17 protein-coding genes are annotated in these 17,041 nt (G+C 64.3%); 7 read left to right on the top strand and 10 right to left on the bottom strand.

Annotated elements, in window-relative coordinates:
- Positions 1-73: 73 nt before the first annotated feature.
- Positions 74-955, top strand: a complete 882-nt coding sequence (locus FVF58_RS33190) for a LysR family transcriptional regulator (protein ID WP_149673980.1) — start codon at positions 74-76, stop codon at positions 953-955.
- A gap of 35 nt (positions 956-990) precedes the next feature.
- Here the strand turns inward: FVF58_RS33190 and FVF58_RS33185 are convergent, their stop codons facing one another.
- Both FVF58_RS33185 and FVF58_RS33180 read right to left on the bottom strand, forming a co-directional pair.
- On the bottom strand, positions 991-1,386 hold the full coding sequence (locus tag FVF58_RS33185; protein WP_149673979.1) for a TerB family tellurite resistance protein: 396 nt from the start codon (positions 1,384-1,386) through the stop codon (positions 991-993).
- Positions 1,387-1,734: 348 nt separating this feature from the next.
- A complete protein-coding gene (locus tag FVF58_RS33180) occupies positions 1,735-2,895 on the bottom strand; it encodes a porin (RefSeq protein WP_149673978.1) in 1,161 nt (386 codons plus the stop codon).
- Positions 2,896-3,559: 664 nt separating this feature from the next.
- On the opposite strand from FVF58_RS33180, the gene FVF58_RS33175 reads away from it, so the two are divergent.
- Complete coding sequence (locus FVF58_RS33175; protein ID WP_149673977.1) at positions 3,560-4,234, top strand: HAD family hydrolase; 675 nt, start codon at positions 3,560-3,562, stop codon at positions 4,232-4,234.
- 69 nt (positions 4,235-4,303) lie between these two features.
- On the opposite strand, the gene FVF58_RS51670 is transcribed toward FVF58_RS33175, so the two are convergent.
- Together FVF58_RS51670 and FVF58_RS33160 are read right to left on the bottom strand one after the other, a co-directional pair.
- The gene (locus tag FVF58_RS51670; protein WP_188130987.1) at positions 4,304-5,104 is read right to left on the bottom strand and encodes a hypothetical protein; all 801 of its coding nucleotides are present in this window, start codon (positions 5,102-5,104) and stop codon (positions 4,304-4,306) included.
- Positions 5,058-5,516: a hypothetical protein gene (locus FVF58_RS33160; protein WP_149673975.1), complete on the bottom strand. Its 459-nt coding sequence runs from the start codon at positions 5,514-5,516 to the stop codon at positions 5,058-5,060. The genes FVF58_RS51670 and FVF58_RS33160 overlap by 47 nt, the downstream gene beginning before the upstream one ends.
- Positions 5,517-5,647: 131 nt before the next feature.
- Here FVF58_RS33160 and FVF58_RS33155 point away from each other — a divergent pair, with 131 nt between their 5' ends.
- Entirely contained in the window at positions 5,648-6,610 is a 963-nt protein-coding gene (locus tag FVF58_RS33155; protein ID WP_149673974.1) for a response regulator, read from the top strand.
- Between the two features lie 23 nt (positions 6,611-6,633).
- Positions 6,634-6,921 (top strand): ATP-binding protein, encoded by a 288-nt coding sequence (locus FVF58_RS33150; RefSeq protein ID WP_149673973.1) that lies wholly within the window; start codon positions 6,634-6,636, stop codon positions 6,919-6,921.
- Positions 6,922-7,063: 142 nt separating this feature from the next.
- On the opposite strand, the gene FVF58_RS33145 is transcribed toward FVF58_RS33150, so the two are convergent.
- Both FVF58_RS33145 and FVF58_RS33140 read right to left on the bottom strand, forming a co-directional pair.
- Positions 7,064-8,014 (bottom strand): alpha/beta hydrolase, encoded by a 951-nt coding sequence (locus FVF58_RS33145; protein WP_149673972.1) that lies wholly within the window; start codon positions 8,012-8,014, stop codon positions 7,064-7,066.
- A gap of 16 nt (positions 8,015-8,030) precedes the next feature.
- Positions 8,031-8,516 carry a thioesterase family protein gene (locus tag FVF58_RS33140; protein ID WP_149673971.1) on the bottom strand — a complete coding sequence of 162 codons (486 nt, stop codon included), beginning with the start codon at positions 8,514-8,516 and terminating at the stop codon, positions 8,031-8,033.
- 288 nt (positions 8,517-8,804) lie between these two features.
- Between FVF58_RS33140 and FVF58_RS33135 the strand changes: the two genes are divergently transcribed.
- Entirely contained in the window at positions 8,805-9,131 is a 327-nt protein-coding gene (locus FVF58_RS33135) for a DUF4148 domain-containing protein (protein WP_149673970.1), read from the top strand.
- Between the two features lie 182 nt (positions 9,132-9,313).
- On the opposite strand, the gene FVF58_RS33130 is transcribed toward FVF58_RS33135, so the two are convergent.
- The 4 genes from FVF58_RS33130 to FVF58_RS33115 form a co-directional block, all read right to left on the bottom strand.
- A complete protein-coding gene (locus FVF58_RS33130) occupies positions 9,314-10,765 on the bottom strand; it encodes an MmgE/PrpD family protein (RefSeq protein WP_223191181.1) in 1,452 nt (483 codons plus the stop codon).
- A gap of 102 nt (positions 10,766-10,867) precedes the next feature.
- Positions 10,868-11,602, bottom strand: a complete 735-nt coding sequence (locus FVF58_RS33125) for an MmgE/PrpD family protein (RefSeq protein WP_149673969.1) — start codon at positions 11,600-11,602, stop codon at positions 10,868-10,870.
- Complete coding sequence (locus tag FVF58_RS33120; RefSeq protein ID WP_149673968.1) at positions 11,595-12,950, bottom strand: MmgE/PrpD family protein; 1,356 nt, start codon at positions 12,948-12,950, stop codon at positions 11,595-11,597. Before FVF58_RS33120 ends, FVF58_RS33125 begins: the two co-directional genes overlap by 8 nt.
- Positions 12,947-14,359, bottom strand: a complete 1,413-nt coding sequence (locus tag FVF58_RS33115) for an MFS transporter (protein ID WP_149673967.1) — start codon at positions 14,357-14,359, stop codon at positions 12,947-12,949. Before FVF58_RS33115 ends, FVF58_RS33120 begins: the two co-directional genes overlap by 4 nt.
- A 225-nt stretch (positions 14,360-14,584) precedes the next feature.
- Here FVF58_RS33115 and FVF58_RS33110 point away from each other — a divergent pair, with 225 nt between their 5' ends.
- Both FVF58_RS33110 and FVF58_RS33105 read left to right on the top strand, forming a co-directional pair.
- Positions 14,585-15,268 (top strand): GntR family transcriptional regulator, encoded by a 684-nt coding sequence (locus tag FVF58_RS33110; protein WP_149673966.1) that lies wholly within the window; start codon positions 14,585-14,587, stop codon positions 15,266-15,268.
- A gap of 260 nt (positions 15,269-15,528) precedes the next feature.
- A complete protein-coding gene (locus tag FVF58_RS33105) occupies positions 15,529-16,809 on the top strand; it encodes an MFS transporter (protein WP_149673965.1) in 1,281 nt (426 codons plus the stop codon).
- Positions 16,810-17,041: the final 232 nt, after the last annotated feature.

The raw sequence follows: 17,041 nt of genomic DNA, 5'->3' as shown, positions 1-17,041 counted from the left end.
TCGCGCTGTTCGAGATTCGGATAAATCAGTGATAAGCTGAAGAACATATCGTTTATTTCGAACTGTCCAGCGCATGCTCAACTACCGCCATCTGTACTACTTCTGGATCGTCGTGAAGGAAGGCGGCTTTGCGCGCGCGGCCGAACGGCTCGATATGGCCGTCCAGACCATTAGCGCGCAGGTGCGCGAGCTGGAGAAGTCGATCGGGCGGCAGCTGCTGAAACCCGCGGGGCGCGGCGTCACGATGACCGAGGCCGGCGAGATGGCCTTCAATCGCGCGGAGCAGATTTTTCAGCTCGGCGAGGCACTGCTCGACGAGATGCGTGACGCAGGCGAGGAAGGTGTCGCGCGGCTCGCAGTCGGTCTGTCGGACGGCATTTCAAAGCTTGCCGCGCACGCGCTGCTTGCGCCAGTGCTGAATACGCCGTCGCTCAGGCTGCTCTGTCACGAGGGCGAACCTGCGCACCTGTTGTCGGAACTCGCGCTGCATCGGCTCGATCTCGTGCTCGCCTGCCAGCCGGCGCCGCACAACGCGGATCTGCGCGTGCTGAGCCAGCGTCTCGTGGGCTCGCCGGTGGACTGGTACGGGCCCGCGGAGAGGGTCCGCAAGTCCTCCCGCGCCGGTTTTCCGCACTGTCTCGCTGACATACCCGTGCTTCTGCCGACCCGGCACGGCGCGTTGCGCGCGCGGCTCGACCGGTGGTTCGAGGCTGAAGGCATCCGGCCGCGAATCGTCGGCGAGTTCGAGGACAGCGCGCTGATGGCGGTGTTCGCCGCGCGCGGCCTCGGCGTGTTTCCGCTCGCGGAACTGGGCGCCGAAGACTTGTCGTTGCTGCGCGGCCTGCGCTGGTTGGGGCGCGCAGAAGGCGTGGTCGAAGAGATTCACGCGATCCGGTCGCGGCGCGGGCAGCATCATGCGCTCGCGTCGCAGGTGCTGGCCGCCGCGCGCTCATAGTTGCGCGGCGGTTTGCGTCGCGGTCAGGCGGACGGTCATTCGCGGAGTTGGACGCCCCATGCGTTGAACACCGTTGCGAGCAAAGCGATCTCGCCATCCGCCAGATGCCCGTCCGCGATCGTCGCGGCCATGCACAGGCGCATGATCTTGCGACGCAACCCGGGGTCGTCGATCTCGTCGATCAGCGTGGCAAGCAGCGCCGCGTCGAGATGGCCCACCGTCAGCTCGCGCGACACCTGCGCGACTGAGCGATCCTCGCACAGCGTCTGCACGATCTGCGCGAATTGTGCCGGTGCGAGACCGAGTTCGCCGGCGATGCCCATACTTTCGAGCGCGTTCTCCTCGGAGCTGCATACGTGCCCGTCGGAAGTCAGGGCCAGCGCCACGATGCGTGCAGCGGCTTGAGGACTGTTGCGCGGATAGGTTCGCATGATAGGGTTCCTTTTCGCGGAGGCTGTCCGCAGTGGTGAGGAGCCTTAGTCTGCGTTGACAGAGGGATCGGATAAACCTGCTAATCAGGGAGCGAAGCTTCGGAAAAAACGAAGTGAGCGTGCGCGTGGATGGCAGCGTCGACTCCCAGGACACGCAGAAAGCTGAATATGGACGACGCAAGTGTGCCAGGGCAGCTTCATACGGAAGCCGGTTCGAGCGCTGTGCGCGCAATAACCCATCGGTCTCGCATGCGCACGCATGCAAGCCCGTCAGCACAGAGAAAACTCAACGTATGGCCGACCAAAGCCGGCCATACGTCTTGATCAACTACGCGTTAAAAAAGCCGCTCAGAACGCGTGACGCATGCCCACCGTGACGGCCACCTGCGTATTCGTCGACGACGGCGACAGCGTGTTGATCATCGCATGCGACAGCACGGAATCCGCAGGCGCGCCGTGCACGTTCTGGTACACGCCTTCGAGATAGAAGTCGGTCCGCTTGCTCACCGCGTAGTCGGTTTGCAGCATGGCCGTGTTCCAGCCCGGCGACGAGCCGTTATACGCGCCGTGCGTGAACGTGTATGCACCCGACACGCTCAACGCCGGCGTGAGCGCGTACTTCGCGTTCACTTCGTAATTGTCGAGGCGCAGCGAACCGGCGAGGGTGCCGGCCGAGCTGTCGGTCGCGCCGAGGTAGCTGCCCGTGCCGAACGAGAACACGCCCGCCACGTTGTCGATCTGCGTGTGGCTCCACAGCAGGCCGACGGTGGCCGCCCCGAACGTGTAGTTGCCGCCGAGCGACCAGATACGCTGGCGTTCCGCGATGAAGTTCGCGCTCGTATCGCCGGTGGTCACCGCGCCGGTGCCGTTGCCCGCGTTGTTCAGTTGCAGGTAGCCGGCGGCGAGATTCAGCGGGCCTTGTGCATAAGAAAGACCGAAGCCGTACGAGCGGTTATTCGCGAAGTCGCCGGCCTTGTTGCTGAACGAGTACATCGTTTCGAACGTGACGCCGTGGTAGAGCGGGCTCGCGTACTTGACCGAGTTGTTGATGACGACCGAATTCGCAGCCAGGTTGTCGTTCTCGAACGGATGCGCGGCAATGCTGCCGCCCCATGTGTTGAAGCTGGACGAGATCGGTCCGACGAGGTCGTTCATCACGTCGAACTGGCGGCCGAACGTCAACGTGCCGTACGGGTCGCTTTGCAGCCCCACCCAGGCCTGCGAGCCGAATGCGCTACCCGAGAAAGCCTGCGCGCCGTTGTTCAGCAGGAAGCCCTGCTCCAGTTTGAAGATCGCGTGCAAGCCCGCGCCCAGATCTTCCGAACCCTTGAGCCCGAACACCGTGTTCTGCGTCGAGCTGCTTCCGAGCTGCCAGTTGCTGTGTCCGAGCTGATTATTCGTGTACACCAGTCCCGTATCGATGAGACCGTAAAGCGTCACGCTGCTTTGCGCATGCGCGGACATGGTGAAGGCGCCGCACAACGCGGCGGCGAGCAAAGACTTTTTCATGGTTATTGGATCCGTGATTAAACAGCGAGTGAGGGAAACAATTGCTCTGTTCAACAACGCCACTATTTCCACCAACGCCGCGAGCGCGCATGCAATGCATTTGTTACCCGTTGTTGCGAGAAGTGCGGTAAGTCAGGTTATTTAATTGGTGTTGATTGCGCGTCACGCGATGCCAATGGCTTCGCAATGGCTTTGCATTGGCGTGCGGGTTTGCCGGATCTAGCGCGCTGCGCGAGTCCAGAGCGGAACGGCGAAAACTGCGCAGCAATGATATGGCGGCGAAAATAAAAGTGGTGTCAAAAAATAAATTCGCGTGACATTGAAAGAGCAGCGTGACATTGAAAGAACAAGGAGGGGGCAAAGCATACCGGTTTCCGGCGCGCGCCGGGAGTGGCGCGATGCGGTTCACAACACGAAGGTCCCGGCGCAGCGGCAATCCGTCACATGGGCATATATGACTTTTTGTTTCCTTGAAATAGAAGGGAAAGGCCGATGTAATAGCGTGTGTGAAACTGTGCGCAAATCCGCGTGTCCGCTATTCGATGGCATTCAGATCCGCGTTCGCGATCACGAGAACAGCTCACCGCCGCGCTGTGCGATCACTGGCCTGCTTGATCGCCGATACATGGCATATTGGCGGAACCCGTCATTACCGGAGCCCACCATGCGAATCCAGACATCGTTTCTATTCGATCTCGACGGCACGCTCGTCGATAGCGTGTATCAGCACGTGCTGGCCTGGAAAGAAGCGCTGGATAGCGAAGGCATTCCGCTGTCGGTGTGGCGCATTCATCGCAAGATCGGCATGAGCGGCGGCTTGTTCACCAATCAACTGCTGCGCGAGACGCATGGTGAAATCAGCGTCGAGCGCGGCGAGCGGTTGCGTCGCGCACACGCCGCCGCGTATCAGCGCTTGCGCGCGCAGGTGTGTCCGCTGCCGGGCGCGCGCGAACTGCTCGATGCGCTGACGCAGGCCGGAACGCCGTGGGCGGTGGCGACCAGCGGCCGGATGGAAACCGCCGCGCTCAATCTCGAGGCGCTCGGGGTCGATCCGGCGAAATCTGTCGTCGTGACGCGCGACGACGTCAAATATGCGAAGCCGGACCCGGACCTCTTCATGGCGGCCGCGCAGCGCCTTGGCGTCCCGATCGAGCATACGGTCGTGGTCGGGGACAGCATCTGGGACATGCTTGCGGCGCGGCGCTGCCGTTCGCTGGGCGTCGGTCTGCTGTCCGGAGGGTACGGTACGGAGGAACTCGAACGGGCGGGCGCGTTGCGGGTCTACGACGATCCGGCCGACCTGCTCGAACACCTGGATGAGGTGGCGTCGCGTCCGTGACTGCCCGGCATGAATGCGCGTGAAGCATGCGCCTGAAATGCGAGCCGCGTTCGCGCGCCTCGTCAGTGTTTAGTGCTTGTCGTATTGCGGGGGAGTCACTTTCGAGGACTCCCTGACCAGCTGATCGGTCATCGCCGCAGCGACCGGATTCGAGCCCCGGCCGCTCGGGCCGCTGCGGCTCATCGGCGGCATCGGCAGCGACGGGTCGGGCTTGGCGGATTCCCTGACGAGTTGCGCGGTCATCGCCGCCGATAGCGAATTCGCGCCGTTGCGGTGCGATTCGTCCCGCTTCTGCCCGCGAGTCTGCGCGGTCCGCAGCACTGGTTTCGGCTTTGCCTGAGCGGTTTGTTGTTGGACTTTGATTTTGCCTGACGCGAACGTGTTGTTCGCGGGGCGCGCTCCCGCTTTATTCGCGGCAGGCGCGACGGGCGCCGCTGTAGGACCCGCGACCGTCACGGCTGGCGCGGCCGGTACTGCGGGGGCGGCAGGGGCGGCAGGGGCGGCAGGGGCGACCGGCGCAGGTTGCGCAACCGGTGCAACTGGCGCAGCGGGGGCGACTGGCGCAGGTTGCGCAACCGGTGCAGCCGGCGCAGGAGGTGCGACTGGCGCAATGGTAATCGGCCGCGGCGGCGGCGCCATTGCGAGCTGCTCCGAGCCGGCAGACGGCGTGGTTGGAACCACAGTGCCGGCCACCACATGAGACTCGCCGGCTCGCGAATCAACCTTGGCCGCCGTCATGGCGTCGGCGATGCCAGTCACCGCGCCGGTGGCGGCCGGTGGCCGCTCGTCTTTCGGAAAAAGTAAATAACCGGCGATGCCCAGGTCAACCACGAGCAGGCCGATTATCAATACCTTGCCGGTATTCGTCATATTTAAACCAACGAATCGTTGAAAGCTGCAATAAATCTATGATAAACCGACAGCTCCCATGCGAGCCGCCCGCGCCGTGCGCTAACGATGTCTGATATCTGAATGCACCTTGAACGGGCCAGGTCGCGCGCACCGCCGTGTCGATCGCCGTTCGTTGCATGCGCGGCGATTCTTCTTCAATTCGCCCCAATTTAATCTGCCACGTCTGATTCGCACGCGGTGTTGCAATGCAACGCCAGTTTGTGCTGTTGTTGCTTATAGCCTGTACTATACGTTTCAGCGGGAGTTCGGCCAGGCAGCCAGCGTTCGACGAGGCGGCGCATAAAAACAGCACGCGGCGTGCCGGCGTGTCCCCATAAGAACAGGCAGTGGCCGGCAATGCCAACCACAACGCGCTGACAATGCGGCTCACGGCGAAGATTCGCTCGTGCCGTAAGCCCGGGGGCTGTCGCGCCGAGGTATGTTGCGCGGTCACGCCTTTTCGCTGGTTTGCCTGCTGCCTTGGGGGTGCCACAGCGGCGGCGTGAAGATCCACGTGAAAATATGAACAACTTTATTCGACCACCTGTTTTTTATCCGGCAACCGTTGTTTTCGTCGACGACAACGAAAGTTACCTGAATGCGCTGCGCCGCTTCTTTCCGGACACTTTTACCAATCTGTTCTTCACGCGGCCGCAAACTGCGCTCGGCTATATCCGCCAGCATGCGCGCGAGAATTCGCTGGAGTTCGCGTCGGCGTCGGTTTGCCTGAGCGAGCCGGGCGTCGAGCGGTTCGTCGAAACCTCGGCCGAGCGCGATATCGTCGCGCGGCCTTCCCGCTTCGAAGAAGTCGCCGCGGTCGTCGTGGATTACGACATGCCGGGCATGAGCGGCGTCGAATTCCTCTCTTCGATTGCGCACCTGCGCTGCGCGAAAGTGCTGTTGACCGGGGTCGCGAACGAGACCGTCGCGGTCAAGGCCTTCAATGCCGGCATCGTCGATCTGTATCTGAGGAAGACGGAAGCGGATTCGGCCAACCGGCTGGTCCACTTTCTGAAGGACGCCAAGAACCGGCATTGTTCGGAATCAGGCTGGCTGGCGCTCGGCGAAAACGGCATGACGTATTGTGATCCGCGCACGCGCAAGGTGATCGACGAGGTGGTGGCCGCAGAAGACATCGTCGAGTACTACTGGCGTCCGGAGCAGAACGCGATTCTGATGTTCGACCGCGACGGCAAGCCGAGCGTGTTCGTCGCGTGGGCCGAGAACGACTGGATTTCGCAGGGCGAGATCGTGGCCGACGAGGGCGGCCCGGCCGAATTGTTGAGGCAACTGGCCGTGCGCGAGGTGATGCCGCTGTTCTGGCCGGACCTCGCCTACCGTGGCGGGATGGAGGTCAGGAAGCTGACGCCGCGCGGCATCCCAGGCTGGGACGACGCGTTCTATGGCTGGACCCGTATCGACCCGGACGAGGTGGGTCTGGATCTCGTGGCCTTTTCGCAATGGCGGAACGAGCGCAATCGCTGAAGCTGGCTGACGCTTAGGGCCACATGTACGCCATTCCAGCTGTTTTCGTGTCGGCGCTGTTCGTGGTGTTCGGCCTGTACGTGCTCGTCACGTTTATTTTCGACGCGTTCTTTTCGACCAGGCGGCATGTAAGCTGCACGGGCGTGGGACTGACGTTCGGCCGTCGCGCGGCGGTGCTGTTGGGCGGCAGTATCAAATGCAGTTCGATGCGCGGCGCGCATACCACCTTCACGATACGGCTGCCGAAACCCGGCACCCCGGCCGACCGCGCGCACCCCAGAACGCCGACGCGTTTTGCGCGTCGGTCTTGAAGCCCGAGGCGGGGGCGGCCGTTCGATGTTGACGGGCATGCGGTTCGAAGTCCATGCGGGGAATAGGAACGCGCAAAAAAGGCGTACGCAAAAGCGTTCCTTCAGGCTCTCCAGCTTCAGACCGACCACGTGCTGACGCAGCCTAGCCCCGAGCCTGCGCGGCCAGAAAATCGCACACTTGCCGATGCATTGCCTGCACGCCGGGACTCGATTCAAGCGCGCGCCAACATCCATGCACGAGTCCGGTGCCGATCCGCAATTGCGCGTGTCCACCGGCTGCGTTGATACGCTCGACGAACACGCGCGCATCGTCCCTCAACGGATCGTGCTCCGCGCCGATCGCCAGCGTCGGCGGCAGGCCGTCGAAGCGCGCCGCGTCGAGCGGGATCGTCCATAAGGGGTACGACGCGGAGTCGCCCTTGCCCCAATACAGATCGCGGAACGTATGCACGTCGACGAGTGTCAGCATCGGTGCATGCGCTTCGGTGTCGCGTGCCGGCGGTTGAGGATCGGTGCCGAGCATCGGATACACCAGCGCCAATCCGCGCACGCGTTGAATGCCTTCGTCACGCAGCCGCATCGCGACGCTGGCCGCCAGCGTGCCGCCGGCACTGTCGCCGGCCAGTTGCAGCGCGGCGTTGTCGAGCAGGTCGAACGGCAAGCGTCCGTTCAACGCGGCGCGCGTCACTTCCAGGCAATCGTCATGCGCAGCCGGCGCGCGGTGTTCGGGCGCCAGACGGTAGTCGACCGCGACCACGTCGAGCCCGGTGTCGGCGGCAAGGCGCGCGGTCACCATCTGATGACTGTTCAGCGATCCGAGTACGAAGCCGCCGCCGTGAAAATACAGCACGGTGCCGCGCACGTCTTCGCGTGTCTTTGCACGAGACCGGTAAAGCCGCAGCGCGATCTCATGACCCGCACCGGACCGCAGCCCGGCGTCCTGCACCGTGATTTCATCCGGCAGCGGCGGAGTCAGCATCGCCGCGTAGCGGTCGTACAGTGCGCGCTGTTCAGGCGGCGTCAATGGCGTGGTATGCGCGGGATAGATCGCGGTGGCCTTTTCGACGAATGCGGCAATTTCCGCTTCAAGCATGTCCACTCCGATTGCGTTACGTTGCGGCGCGCAGACCGATCACGCGCCCCGCGAATCTTGCCGGCGGCAGCGCGGCATGCGCGTCGGCGAATTCGCGCACCCGAGCCGCGACGTCGTGGTCGAATGCGACGGCGCGCGGGCCGCTGGTATCGACATGCAGCAACATCTGCTCGCCGGCGGCCACGGGCTCGCCGTGATGCCCGCTGAACATCTCGAGATACAGATGCAGGCGCTTCGCATCGTGCCCGAGCACGCGCATGTCGACGCGAACCTGTGCGCCTTCCTTGATCTCGTGCAGATAGTTGAGATGCGCTTCGAGCGTGTAGATAGAGCGGCGGCGCGCCGTGCGCACCGCGTCGGGCAAACCGATCAGGTCGATCAGCACATCGGTCGCGAAGCTGAAAATCAGCATATAGAACGCGTCGCGCAAGTGACCGTTGTAGTCGACCCATTCAGCGCGCACGGTGTCCTGGTACGAGGGCAGAACGGCAGGCTGGGGCATGGGCGGTGGTCTCGTCGGTTGAACTGCGGGGCCGTGGCGCATTGCGCGGGCGATGCCTCGGCGTGCGCTACGAGTTTAGCCCACGACATCGGCGGCGATATCTGCATGAAATGATGCAATTAAAGCACGATCGTTCATATCGAAACGGGATTAAGCACGGATAACGCAAGAGTTAATTCGTGAATTAGGGGTTTACCCTAGATACTCGGACTCCTAGACTGTTTTCATTCGCTGCGGGACACAACAAGTCTCCAGCACCGTGCAAAGCAATCTATGGAGGTTGTAACCATGAAGTCGCTGATCGAAGCCGCCGTTATCGCCGCTCTCATTACCGCCCCGCTCGCCGCGTTTGCTCAATCCAGCCAACCGGTGACGCGCGCTCAAGTGCGATCGGAGCTGGTGCAACTGGAAAAGGCCGGCTATAACCCGGCCACCGGGGACAACTACAACTACCCGGCAGACATTCAAGCGGCCGAAGCGCGTGTCGCGGCTCAAAACAACGTTGCGCAAACCAGCGGCTATGGGTCGGCCGCCAATGGTTCGTCGCAGGCAGGAGGCCGTGCGGATTCCGCGTCGAGTTCGTACTCGGCTCCGGTCGTCAGCTACGCTCGCTAATCGGGCGCGGCGCGAGCCCTCGGCTCGCGCCGGATCAATTCGCATCGAACACGAATGGCCTGTTTTCGCCGCATGGTGAAGCAGGCCATTCGCGCATTCAGGGCGCGGCAGCGGTGGCAAGATTCGTTGCGATCTTCTCGCCACACGCGCCGGCTCACCGCTGCGCATCGCGCGCTGGCGAATCAAATCGTGAACAACGGACGCAACTGCCGAACGTTGTCCACGCTCTCCAGTGTGTTGATCCGATCGATAAGCTGATCGGTCTTTCGCGCGCCAAGCACCGGCGCCATCAAGTCGCGCGCCTTCGCATTGACCGCTTCGGTATTCAACGGGTTTTCTTTCGTACCCGGCGGGAATTTAGTGAAGTGATCGACCTTGCGGCCATCGGTCAGCGTGACTTCGACAATCGCGCCACGCGGTGCGGCCGGGTCCATCAACGCGGCGTCCGGCGTCACGGTGACCTTCGCGCGCTGCGCGACAATGCGCGGGTCGTGCATCAGCGCGACATCGTGACTGTCGGCGAACGACACCGCTCCTTTGACGAGCGCGAGCGCCACGAGATGCTGGCAATTGACGTCGGGCATCGCGCTGTCGCCGACTATGCCCTCGGCGTCGGTGGGAATTTTCACGACGATGCTGCGCACGTTGTCCGGGGTGAGTCCGTATTGCTTGCGCAGTGTCAGCAACGCGTCGAGCGGCGACTGGATCGGATAGCCGACGGAGTACGTCTTGATCGCCGTCTCGGTGACGTAGAAGCGGCTGCCGAGTCCGTCGAGCATTGCTTGCGGCTTCGGACTGGTCGATAACGCGATGAACAGATTGTTGGTGCCGTCGAGCACATCGTAGACGCCGGTGAGACCGGCCTGCACCATGTCGACCGCCGTCACGCCGTTGCGCGCGCCCATGCCCGCGAAGTCGAATGCCTTTTCGATGTGGTCCTTGTCCTTCACCCAGCTCCACAAGCCCGATACCTGCTGCGCGGAATAGGAGATCGCGTAGCGCATCCGCAGTTCATCCAGTTGCGCGAGCGACGCCGCGGCGCCGAGCGCGCCGAAAGTGGACGCGGTGCCCTCGGCGCTGCGATGCGTGCCGCGCACCAGATCCGGCCCGAGCGCCATTAGCAGACGGCAGGCCATGTCGTAGCCGAGCGTGACCGCGCGAATCAGCGCTTCGCCGCTGCTGCCTTCGCGTTCGGCCAGCGCCAGCGCGGCCGGCACGACCGAGCTGCCAGGATGGGCCTTGGTGACGGGCTCGAAGTCGTCGGTTTCGTCGGAGTGCGCGCACATCGCGTTGGCGAGCGCGGCGTTGATCGCCGTGGTGCGAAACGGCGCGCCGACCACCGAGGCTTGCGGCTCGCCGCCGAGTCCGCGAACGTAGTTCACCGCCATCGTGCCCGGTTTCATGCGGGAACCGGACACCATCGCGCCGAAGGTGTCGAGAATGCGATGCTTGCACGCGAGCACGACCGGGTCGGGGAGCGGGTTGCTGCGTGCCGATACCATGTAGCGCGCGAGCTGGCCGGTCACGTCGACACTGTCGGCGGCGAAGAGGCGGGTAGGAGACAGCGTCAGGGCGGCGATGGCGCCGACCGATTGAAGCACGCGGCGGCGCGCCAGCATGTGACACTCGGACATGCAGATTCCTTGTTGTTCTGGATAATCAGTTGGACGGGCGAGGCGGCGCGCGTATGGGTCGCGGCGCATTCCGTCGACTCATTACGCGCGCCGTCGGTTCAATCAAAAGTTCATCGACACCCAGCGCGTGCCGAGCCCGTCGGTGATCGACGCCACATCGAACCGGTAAGCCATCAAGGCCGCGAACCCCCGGCGGCCATCGATCGACGCGGGCGCGCTGGTGAAGCCATGTTTGGCGAGCAGCGTGGCTTCGATCGCATCGGCGGCGGCCTTGCCGGTTTCGATCGCGGCCAGCGCCTCACCCTGGTTGCGCGCGAGTCCCGCCGCCTGGGTCGCCGCAATGCCGAGCGCGTGACGCGTGCGCGTCTGATCGAGCTTGTGCAGACGTGCGAGCGCCAGCGCCGCGCCGAGAATGCCGACGGCGGACGCCACGTTCCAGCGCGCGCGGAACTCGTCGCTATCGACGGCGGCAAGAATCCGCGCCGCCGCTTCGATACCGACGGCGGCCGCCGCTGCGATCTCGTCATCGGAGGCCGCGAGCTCGTCGCCCATCGCGATCACCGCCGCCAGAACGGGCGTCGCCGTCGAAGCCGGCGCACGCCTGGCGAGGGTCGCGCCGAGCACCCACGCGCGCACGCGCGTGTCGTTCGGCACATGGCCTTGCGATTGCAGCAGCGCGGTGAGTTCGCGCCCGGCATCGCCGGCAGTGGCGCTGCGCTCCCGTGCTTCGCGCACAGTCTGTCTGGCAATGAACTGCGCGCGCTGATCCATCAACGGGATGGCGGCGAATCCGACAAGCGCATCGGACACGGCGGACTGAGCGGCGGGGTTATGCATGATTCAATTCCTTGTTCGAAGTACAGAGCGAGAACAGCGCGTCGAGATTGGTCGCGGCATCGAGTCCTTCGACGATGGCCGCGAGCCGCGCGGCGGCGTGATTGCCCAAGTGCGGGTCCACCAGCAGGCGGACCTTGTCCATCAGTTCATCGTCGGTGAGCGGGCGCGCGAGGCTGCCGCGCGCATGCTCGACGTGATGCGCGAAAGTCGAGCCGTCATGGAGCCGCACCTCGATGAACACTTCGTCGCGCTGCACCGACGCATCCGGTGCGAGCGTCGTTTTCGCGCGCAGCGCGCGGACGTCGTCGCGCACCACGCGCTGATCCTCGTATTGCGCGAGGCCCACCTGCCGGTCGCAGAGCGCCGCCGCGACGCCGTGAATCGCACTGAAGCGTGCCTGCAGACCGTCCTTCGGCTGCGGGTTGCCCATCAGTTCGGGCACGAGCGGATGGCAGCGCAGCGTGATGGTCTCGATCGAAGCCACGTCGTCGATTCGCGTGGCGAGCGCGAGACCGCCGTCGATGGCCGGATGCGCGACGATCCCGCACGGATATGGCTTGTAGGTATTGAAGAGCAACTCCCAACGCTCGCCGAACTCGCCGTTCATCTGCGCGAAGTCGACCCGGGTCGACAGCGAGTGCGAGTAACCGCCCGGCGCTTCGAAGATATCCGCCGCCGCGCGCGCGCCCCGCTGCGCGAGCCGCGCGGCGGCAATGCCGTTCGCGGCGGCCTTGCCCGGGTGATAAGGCTTGGTCATCGTGCCGAACGCCTCGCGTTGCCCGACGAACATCGAAGCGGCAATCGAAACGGCTTGGGCCAGAGTCGCTTGATCGAAGCCGAGCAGCAGCGCCGCGGTCACCGCGCAGCCGATCACACCGCACGTGCCGGTGATATGCCAGCCCCGGTCATAGTGTTCCGGTGAGATCGATACGCCGACCCGCAACTGCGCCTCGCAGCCGAGCGCGAACGCGCGCAGCGCCAGCGCGCCGCTCGGACGCGTGTCGGGCGCGAGCGCGGTCAGCACCGCGAACACCGACGCGGCCGGGTGGATCACGGTGACGAGATGGGTGTCGTCGAAATCGTCGAGGTGGCCCGCGAAGCCGGTCGCCAGCGCGGAGAAATGGCTGTCGACACGTTCGGCGCGTCCCGGCACCGGTGCCGTTTCGGCGACGCCCAGTTCGCGGGCGGCCGCGACAATCGCAGCGACGCCCGGATGCTTGCACGCGCCGATCGACGTTCCGATCACGTTGATGAGCGAGCGCCCGGCTTCGCGCGCGACGTGATCCGGCAACGGACGCTGCGCCAGTTGGTGAAGGCCCTGCGCGAACGCGGCGGCAATGGAACTCATTGAGACAACTCCTCGAGACGAACGCCGTTGGTGCGCGGCCCGAACAGGCCGACCATCACGACGATCACAAGCATGGCTGACGAAATCAGCACGAATACGGCAGGCACGCCCGAATGCTTGAGCAGCGCCGCCACCCAGAAACCCACGAAGATCGAACTGACCCGGCTCCAGCTGAATACGAAACCGACCGCGCGAGCCCGGATGCGGGTCGGATACAGCTCCGCCTGATAGGTGTGAAAGATGCCGATCATCCAGTTGTTCGCGATCGTCACGATGCCGCCGAACAGCACGATCAGCACCGGCTCGCGCACCATGCCGAACAGCACGCCGGCCACCGCCACTGCGATCGCGGAGCCCACCAGTTGCCATTTGCGCTGCACGCGTTCGGCGCAGAGCATCGCGCCGAACGCGCCGAGCGGCGTCGTGAACGCGATCACCATCGTATAGAGCAGCGAGTGCGTGATCGTGATCCCCTTCGAGTACAGCAGCACCGGCACCCATGCGCCGAAGCCGTACACGCCGAAGGTCTGGAAGAAGTTGAACATCGACAACATCACGGTGCGTTTGAGATAGCGGCCCTGCCACATTTCCGCCCACGAGCCTCGCTCGCCACGGGACGACGCGGGCGCGTCCAGTCCCGGCGGTGCGAGCGTGCGCCCGGTCTCCGCAATCACGCGCGCCTCGATCGCATCGACGATCGCGTGCGCCTCGGCCTCGCGGCCCTTGCTTTCGAGCCAGCGCGGCGACTCGGGCAGACCGCGCCGCATGAACCAGATCAGGATCGCGCCGGCCGAGCCGATGATCATCACCCAGCGCCAGCCGTCGAGTCCGAGCACCGTGTGCGGCACCAGCAGATACGACAGCACCGCGACGACCGGCACGGAAGTCAGAATGACGAGAATGCTGAAGGCCGAATAACGTCCGCGCGCGCGATACGGCGTGAGTTCGGATATGTAGGTATCGACGGTAATCAGTTGCACGCCGATGCCGATGCCCGCGAAAAAGCGCCACAGGTCCATGGCTTCCGGCGAGGTCTGAAACGCCGCGACGAAGGTCGCCACCGAGTAGATCAGCATCGCGCCGGTGAACACTGCGCGCCGTCCGAAGCGGTCGGTGAAGCCGCCCAGCGCGACCGTGCCGACGAACATGCCCGCGAAGAACGAGCCGAGAAAGCTCGCGAAGCCGTTCACGTCGAACAGACCCGCCGTGGTGGCACGGTAGAGGCCGCTGCCGATCAGGCCCAGCGAGATATAGGCGGCCATGAACATTTCGTAGAACTCGAACCATCCGCCGATCGCAATGCGCACCACGAGGCCGCTGAAATACCGCGTAGGCGGCAAGCGGTCGAGCCGCGCCGACACGCTGGGCGCGGCATGCGCGGTCCCGGCGACTTCCTTTTCCATGTACATGACGTCTCCTGGTCTGTATGGAATCAGCGTGTCGGCTTTTTGTCTTTAGTGTCGACACTTGACGCATGATAATGCGATGTCTTCGATAAATTCAAGAGGTGGAGAGCAGAAATGTATACACTTGATTCGGCTTGGTGCGTCGGACCAGCGGCGCTGGCGAGCACGGCGGTTTGCTAGAATCCGCTGCTGTGCCCGCCCCGGCACGCTTTCACGAGAGGACACGCGATGGACCAGGATGTCGACAAAAGCGCGCCCGCGGACGACGGCGAAGCGTCGCCGGTGGCGGAGATCGTCGACTGGGTGGCGCGCGCGATCATCGAAGGCAGGCTGGCGGCGGGCGACGATCTGAACTCGGTCGATCTCGCCAGACGTTTCGGCGTGAGCCGCACGCCGGCGCGCGAGGCGCTGTTCGTGCTGAGCCGCGAAGGACTGGTCGACTGGTCGCCGCGCCGGCGGCCTCGTGTGTCGGCGGTCAATCTGAAGGACGTGCGGGAGATCTATCAGCTTCGCGCGATTCTCTACGCGCAGGTCTCGCTCGCGATCGTCGAGCACGCCACCGACGACGACATCGCGTCGCTGTGGCGCGCGCATCAGCGTCTGGCCGAGGTCGCCGCGCAAGGGGACGTCGACGGTTATTTCTGGGCCAACGTCGCGTTCCGCGACGAAGAATTGCGCGTGTGCCGCAACGGCATCTTCAAGGAAGTGCTCGACTCGATGCGGATGCGCACCAATCGTCTGCGGCACCTCAGCACGACGCTGCCGGGCCGCCTGCAACGCTCGTGCGCGGACCATCAACGGCTGTGCGAGGCGTATGCGGAACGCGATGGCACGCTCGCCGCCGCGTTGAATCGCTCGATCGTGCTGAGCGCGCTGCATGCGATCGAGCAGGCGTGGCCGGTTCAGTCCTGATCCACACAGCGTCGTGAGCCGGCGCTATGGCCCGCGCGGCGCACGCCCTCACTTCGCCACTGAAATCAGTAAATAAGATCGATCCGATCAGATAAATTCATTTTTCAAGATGGATGATCCTGCGTAGTCTTCAGCTATGAACGAGGCTGCAACAGCGGGGCGTCGACGGATTCGGCTTGGGTTGCCCGATGTTCAGATCCCATCCATTCGGAAGCGGTCAGCGCCGTCACGGGCGCGGTCCCACCATCTTGAGCGACCCCATGAACTCTCCGGCGAATCGGCTCGACGCATCGGCGACTCGGCCCAGTCAATCCAGCTACGCGGAACGCAACACGGCGTACTGGCAACGCAATCTCGCGGTCTGCGTGTTCGGCTCGTTCACCACCCTGGTGAGCCTGAGCATGCTGCTGCCTTTTCTGCCGTTGTACGTCGAGCAGCTCGGCGCCAGCTCGCCGGCCGCGGTGGTTCAATGGTCAGGCGTCGCGTTCGGCGCGACCTTCTTCGGCACCGCCGTGACCGCGCCGCTGTGGGGGCGCCTCGCCAATCGCTATGGACGCAAGCCGATGCTCGTGCGCGCGGCGATCGGCATGGCGGTGGTGATGTCCTTGATCGGCGTCGCGCGCAACGTGACCGACCTCGTCACGCTGCGGCTGGTGGCCGGATTGATCGGCGGCTATGCATCGGCGTCGATCGTGATGATCGGCACGCAGGCGCCGCGCGAACGCGCCGGCTGGGCGCTCGGCGTGCTGTCGGTCGGCGCATTGGCGGGCAATCTGATCGGCCCGCTGGTGGGCGGCTTTCTGCCTGGCTGGGTCGGGATTCGCGGCACGTTCTTCGTCGGCGGCGCGATGATCGCGGTGGCCGCGGTGGCGACCCTGCTGCTGGTGCGCGAAGACTTCGACAAGGCCGTCGACGCGCAGCACCGGCTCGCCGCGAAAGCGTCGACCCGCGTGAGCGTCAATCGCGCGGTAATCCCGGCGCTGCTCGTCACGGCGATGATGGTGCTGCTCGCCAACATGTCGATCGAGCCAATCATCACGGTGTACATCGGCCAGTTGGGCGTGCCGCACGCACAGCTTGCGCGCGTGGCGGGCGTCGTGATGGCCGCGTCCGCGTTCGGCAGCATGCTGACCGCGCCGCGGCTGGGGGCGCTCGCGGACCGCGTCGGCGGCTGGAACGTCATCATCGGCTGCCTGATTGCGACGGCGCTGGTCATGCTGCCGCAGGCTTTCGTTACGCACTGGTGGCAGCTCGCGTTGCTGCGCGGCGTGATGGGGATGACGATCGCCGGGTTGTTGCCGTCGATCGCGAAACTGGTGCGTCAGTCGGTCGATGAAAGCCAGTCGGGAACGACCTTGGGTTATCTGCAGTCCGCGCAGTTCAGCGGGCAGGTGGTCGGGCCGTTGATCGGCGGACAGATTGGCGCGCATCTCGGGTTGCAGCCGGTGTTTTTTGTCACCGGCTTGCTGCTGGTGGGCTGCGCTGGGCTCAATTACTGGGTGCGTTCCAGGCATGCGGAAGCGGCCCGGTCACTCGCTTGAGAAAAGCCGCTTTTCATCACGCGCCTGTGCGCACCTGTAACCAGACGTCAAACTCCACTCTTCGTACCGAACCGCTAGCCGTGTATCTCCACCGTTTCGTCGAGGCGGCCGCACGGCTAGCTGCGCGCTAGCGCATCGTCGCTCATGGCGCGTTCATGCAGTCCGAACAGCAGGCCATCGGCCTGCGCCTGTCCGTTCATTCCCCCCTGAAACACCTTCTCTCCGGGTAATC

The sequence above is a fragment of the Paraburkholderia panacisoli genome (assembly GCF_008369935.1).
In the GTDB taxonomy this organism is placed as follows: domain Bacteria; phylum Pseudomonadota; class Gammaproteobacteria; order Burkholderiales; family Burkholderiaceae; genus Paraburkholderia; species Paraburkholderia panacisoli.
The sequence above is the reverse complement of the archived record's forward strand: the minus strand, read 5'-3'. Positions and strand labels throughout refer to the sequence as shown.

Excerpts from the sequence above, each read along its gene's own strand:
- FVF58_RS33155 (WP_149673974.1), top strand. The coding sequence starts at position 5,648 with ATGAACAACTTTATTCGACCACCTGTTTTTTATCCGGCAACCGTTGTT.
- FVF58_RS33150 (WP_149673973.1), top strand. The coding sequence starts at position 6,634 with ATGTACGCCATTCCAGCTGTTTTCGTGTCGGCGCTGTTCGTGGTGTTC.
- FVF58_RS33135 (WP_149673970.1), top strand. The coding sequence starts at position 8,805 with ATGAAGTCGCTGATCGAAGCCGCCGTTATCGCCGCTCTCATTACCGCC.
- FVF58_RS33130 (WP_223191181.1), bottom strand. The coding sequence starts at position 10,765 with ATGTCCGAGTGTCACATGCTGGCGCGCCGCCGCGTGCTTCAATCGGTC.
- FVF58_RS33105 (WP_149673965.1), top strand. The coding sequence starts at position 15,529 with ATGAACTCTCCGGCGAATCGGCTCGACGCATCGGCGACTCGGCCCAGT.
- FVF58_RS33145 (WP_149673972.1), bottom strand. The coding sequence starts at position 8,014 with ATGCTTGAAGCGGAAATTGCCGCATTCGTCGAAAAGGCCACCGCGATC.
- FVF58_RS33175 (WP_149673977.1), top strand. The coding sequence starts at position 3,560 with ATGCGAATCCAGACATCGTTTCTATTCGATCTCGACGGCACGCTCGTC.
- FVF58_RS33125 (WP_149673969.1), bottom strand. The coding sequence starts at position 11,602 with ATGCATAACCCCGCCGCTCAGTCCGCCGTGTCCGATGCGCTTGTCGGA.
- FVF58_RS33190 (WP_149673980.1), top strand. The coding sequence starts at position 74 with ATGCTCAACTACCGCCATCTGTACTACTTCTGGATCGTCGTGAAGGAA.
- FVF58_RS33120 (WP_149673968.1), bottom strand. The coding sequence starts at position 12,950 with ATGAGTTCCATTGCCGCCGCGTTCGCGCAGGGCCTTCACCAACTGGCG.
- FVF58_RS33140 (WP_149673971.1), bottom strand. The coding sequence starts at position 8,516 with ATGCCCCAGCCTGCCGTTCTGCCCTCGTACCAGGACACCGTGCGCGCT.
- FVF58_RS51670 (WP_188130987.1), bottom strand. The coding sequence starts at position 5,104 with ATGACGAATACCGGCAAGGTATTGATAATCGGCCTGCTCGTGGTTGAC.
- FVF58_RS33115 (WP_149673967.1), bottom strand. The coding sequence starts at position 14,359 with ATGTACATGGAAAAGGAAGTCGCCGGGACCGCGCATGCCGCGCCCAGC.
- FVF58_RS33110 (WP_149673966.1), top strand. The coding sequence starts at position 14,585 with ATGGACCAGGATGTCGACAAAAGCGCGCCCGCGGACGACGGCGAAGCG.
- FVF58_RS33185 (WP_149673979.1), bottom strand. The coding sequence starts at position 1,386 with ATGCGAACCTATCCGCGCAACAGTCCTCAAGCCGCTGCACGCATCGTG.
- FVF58_RS33180 (WP_149673978.1), bottom strand. The coding sequence starts at position 2,895 with ATGAAAAAGTCTTTGCTCGCCGCCGCGTTGTGCGGCGCCTTCACCATG.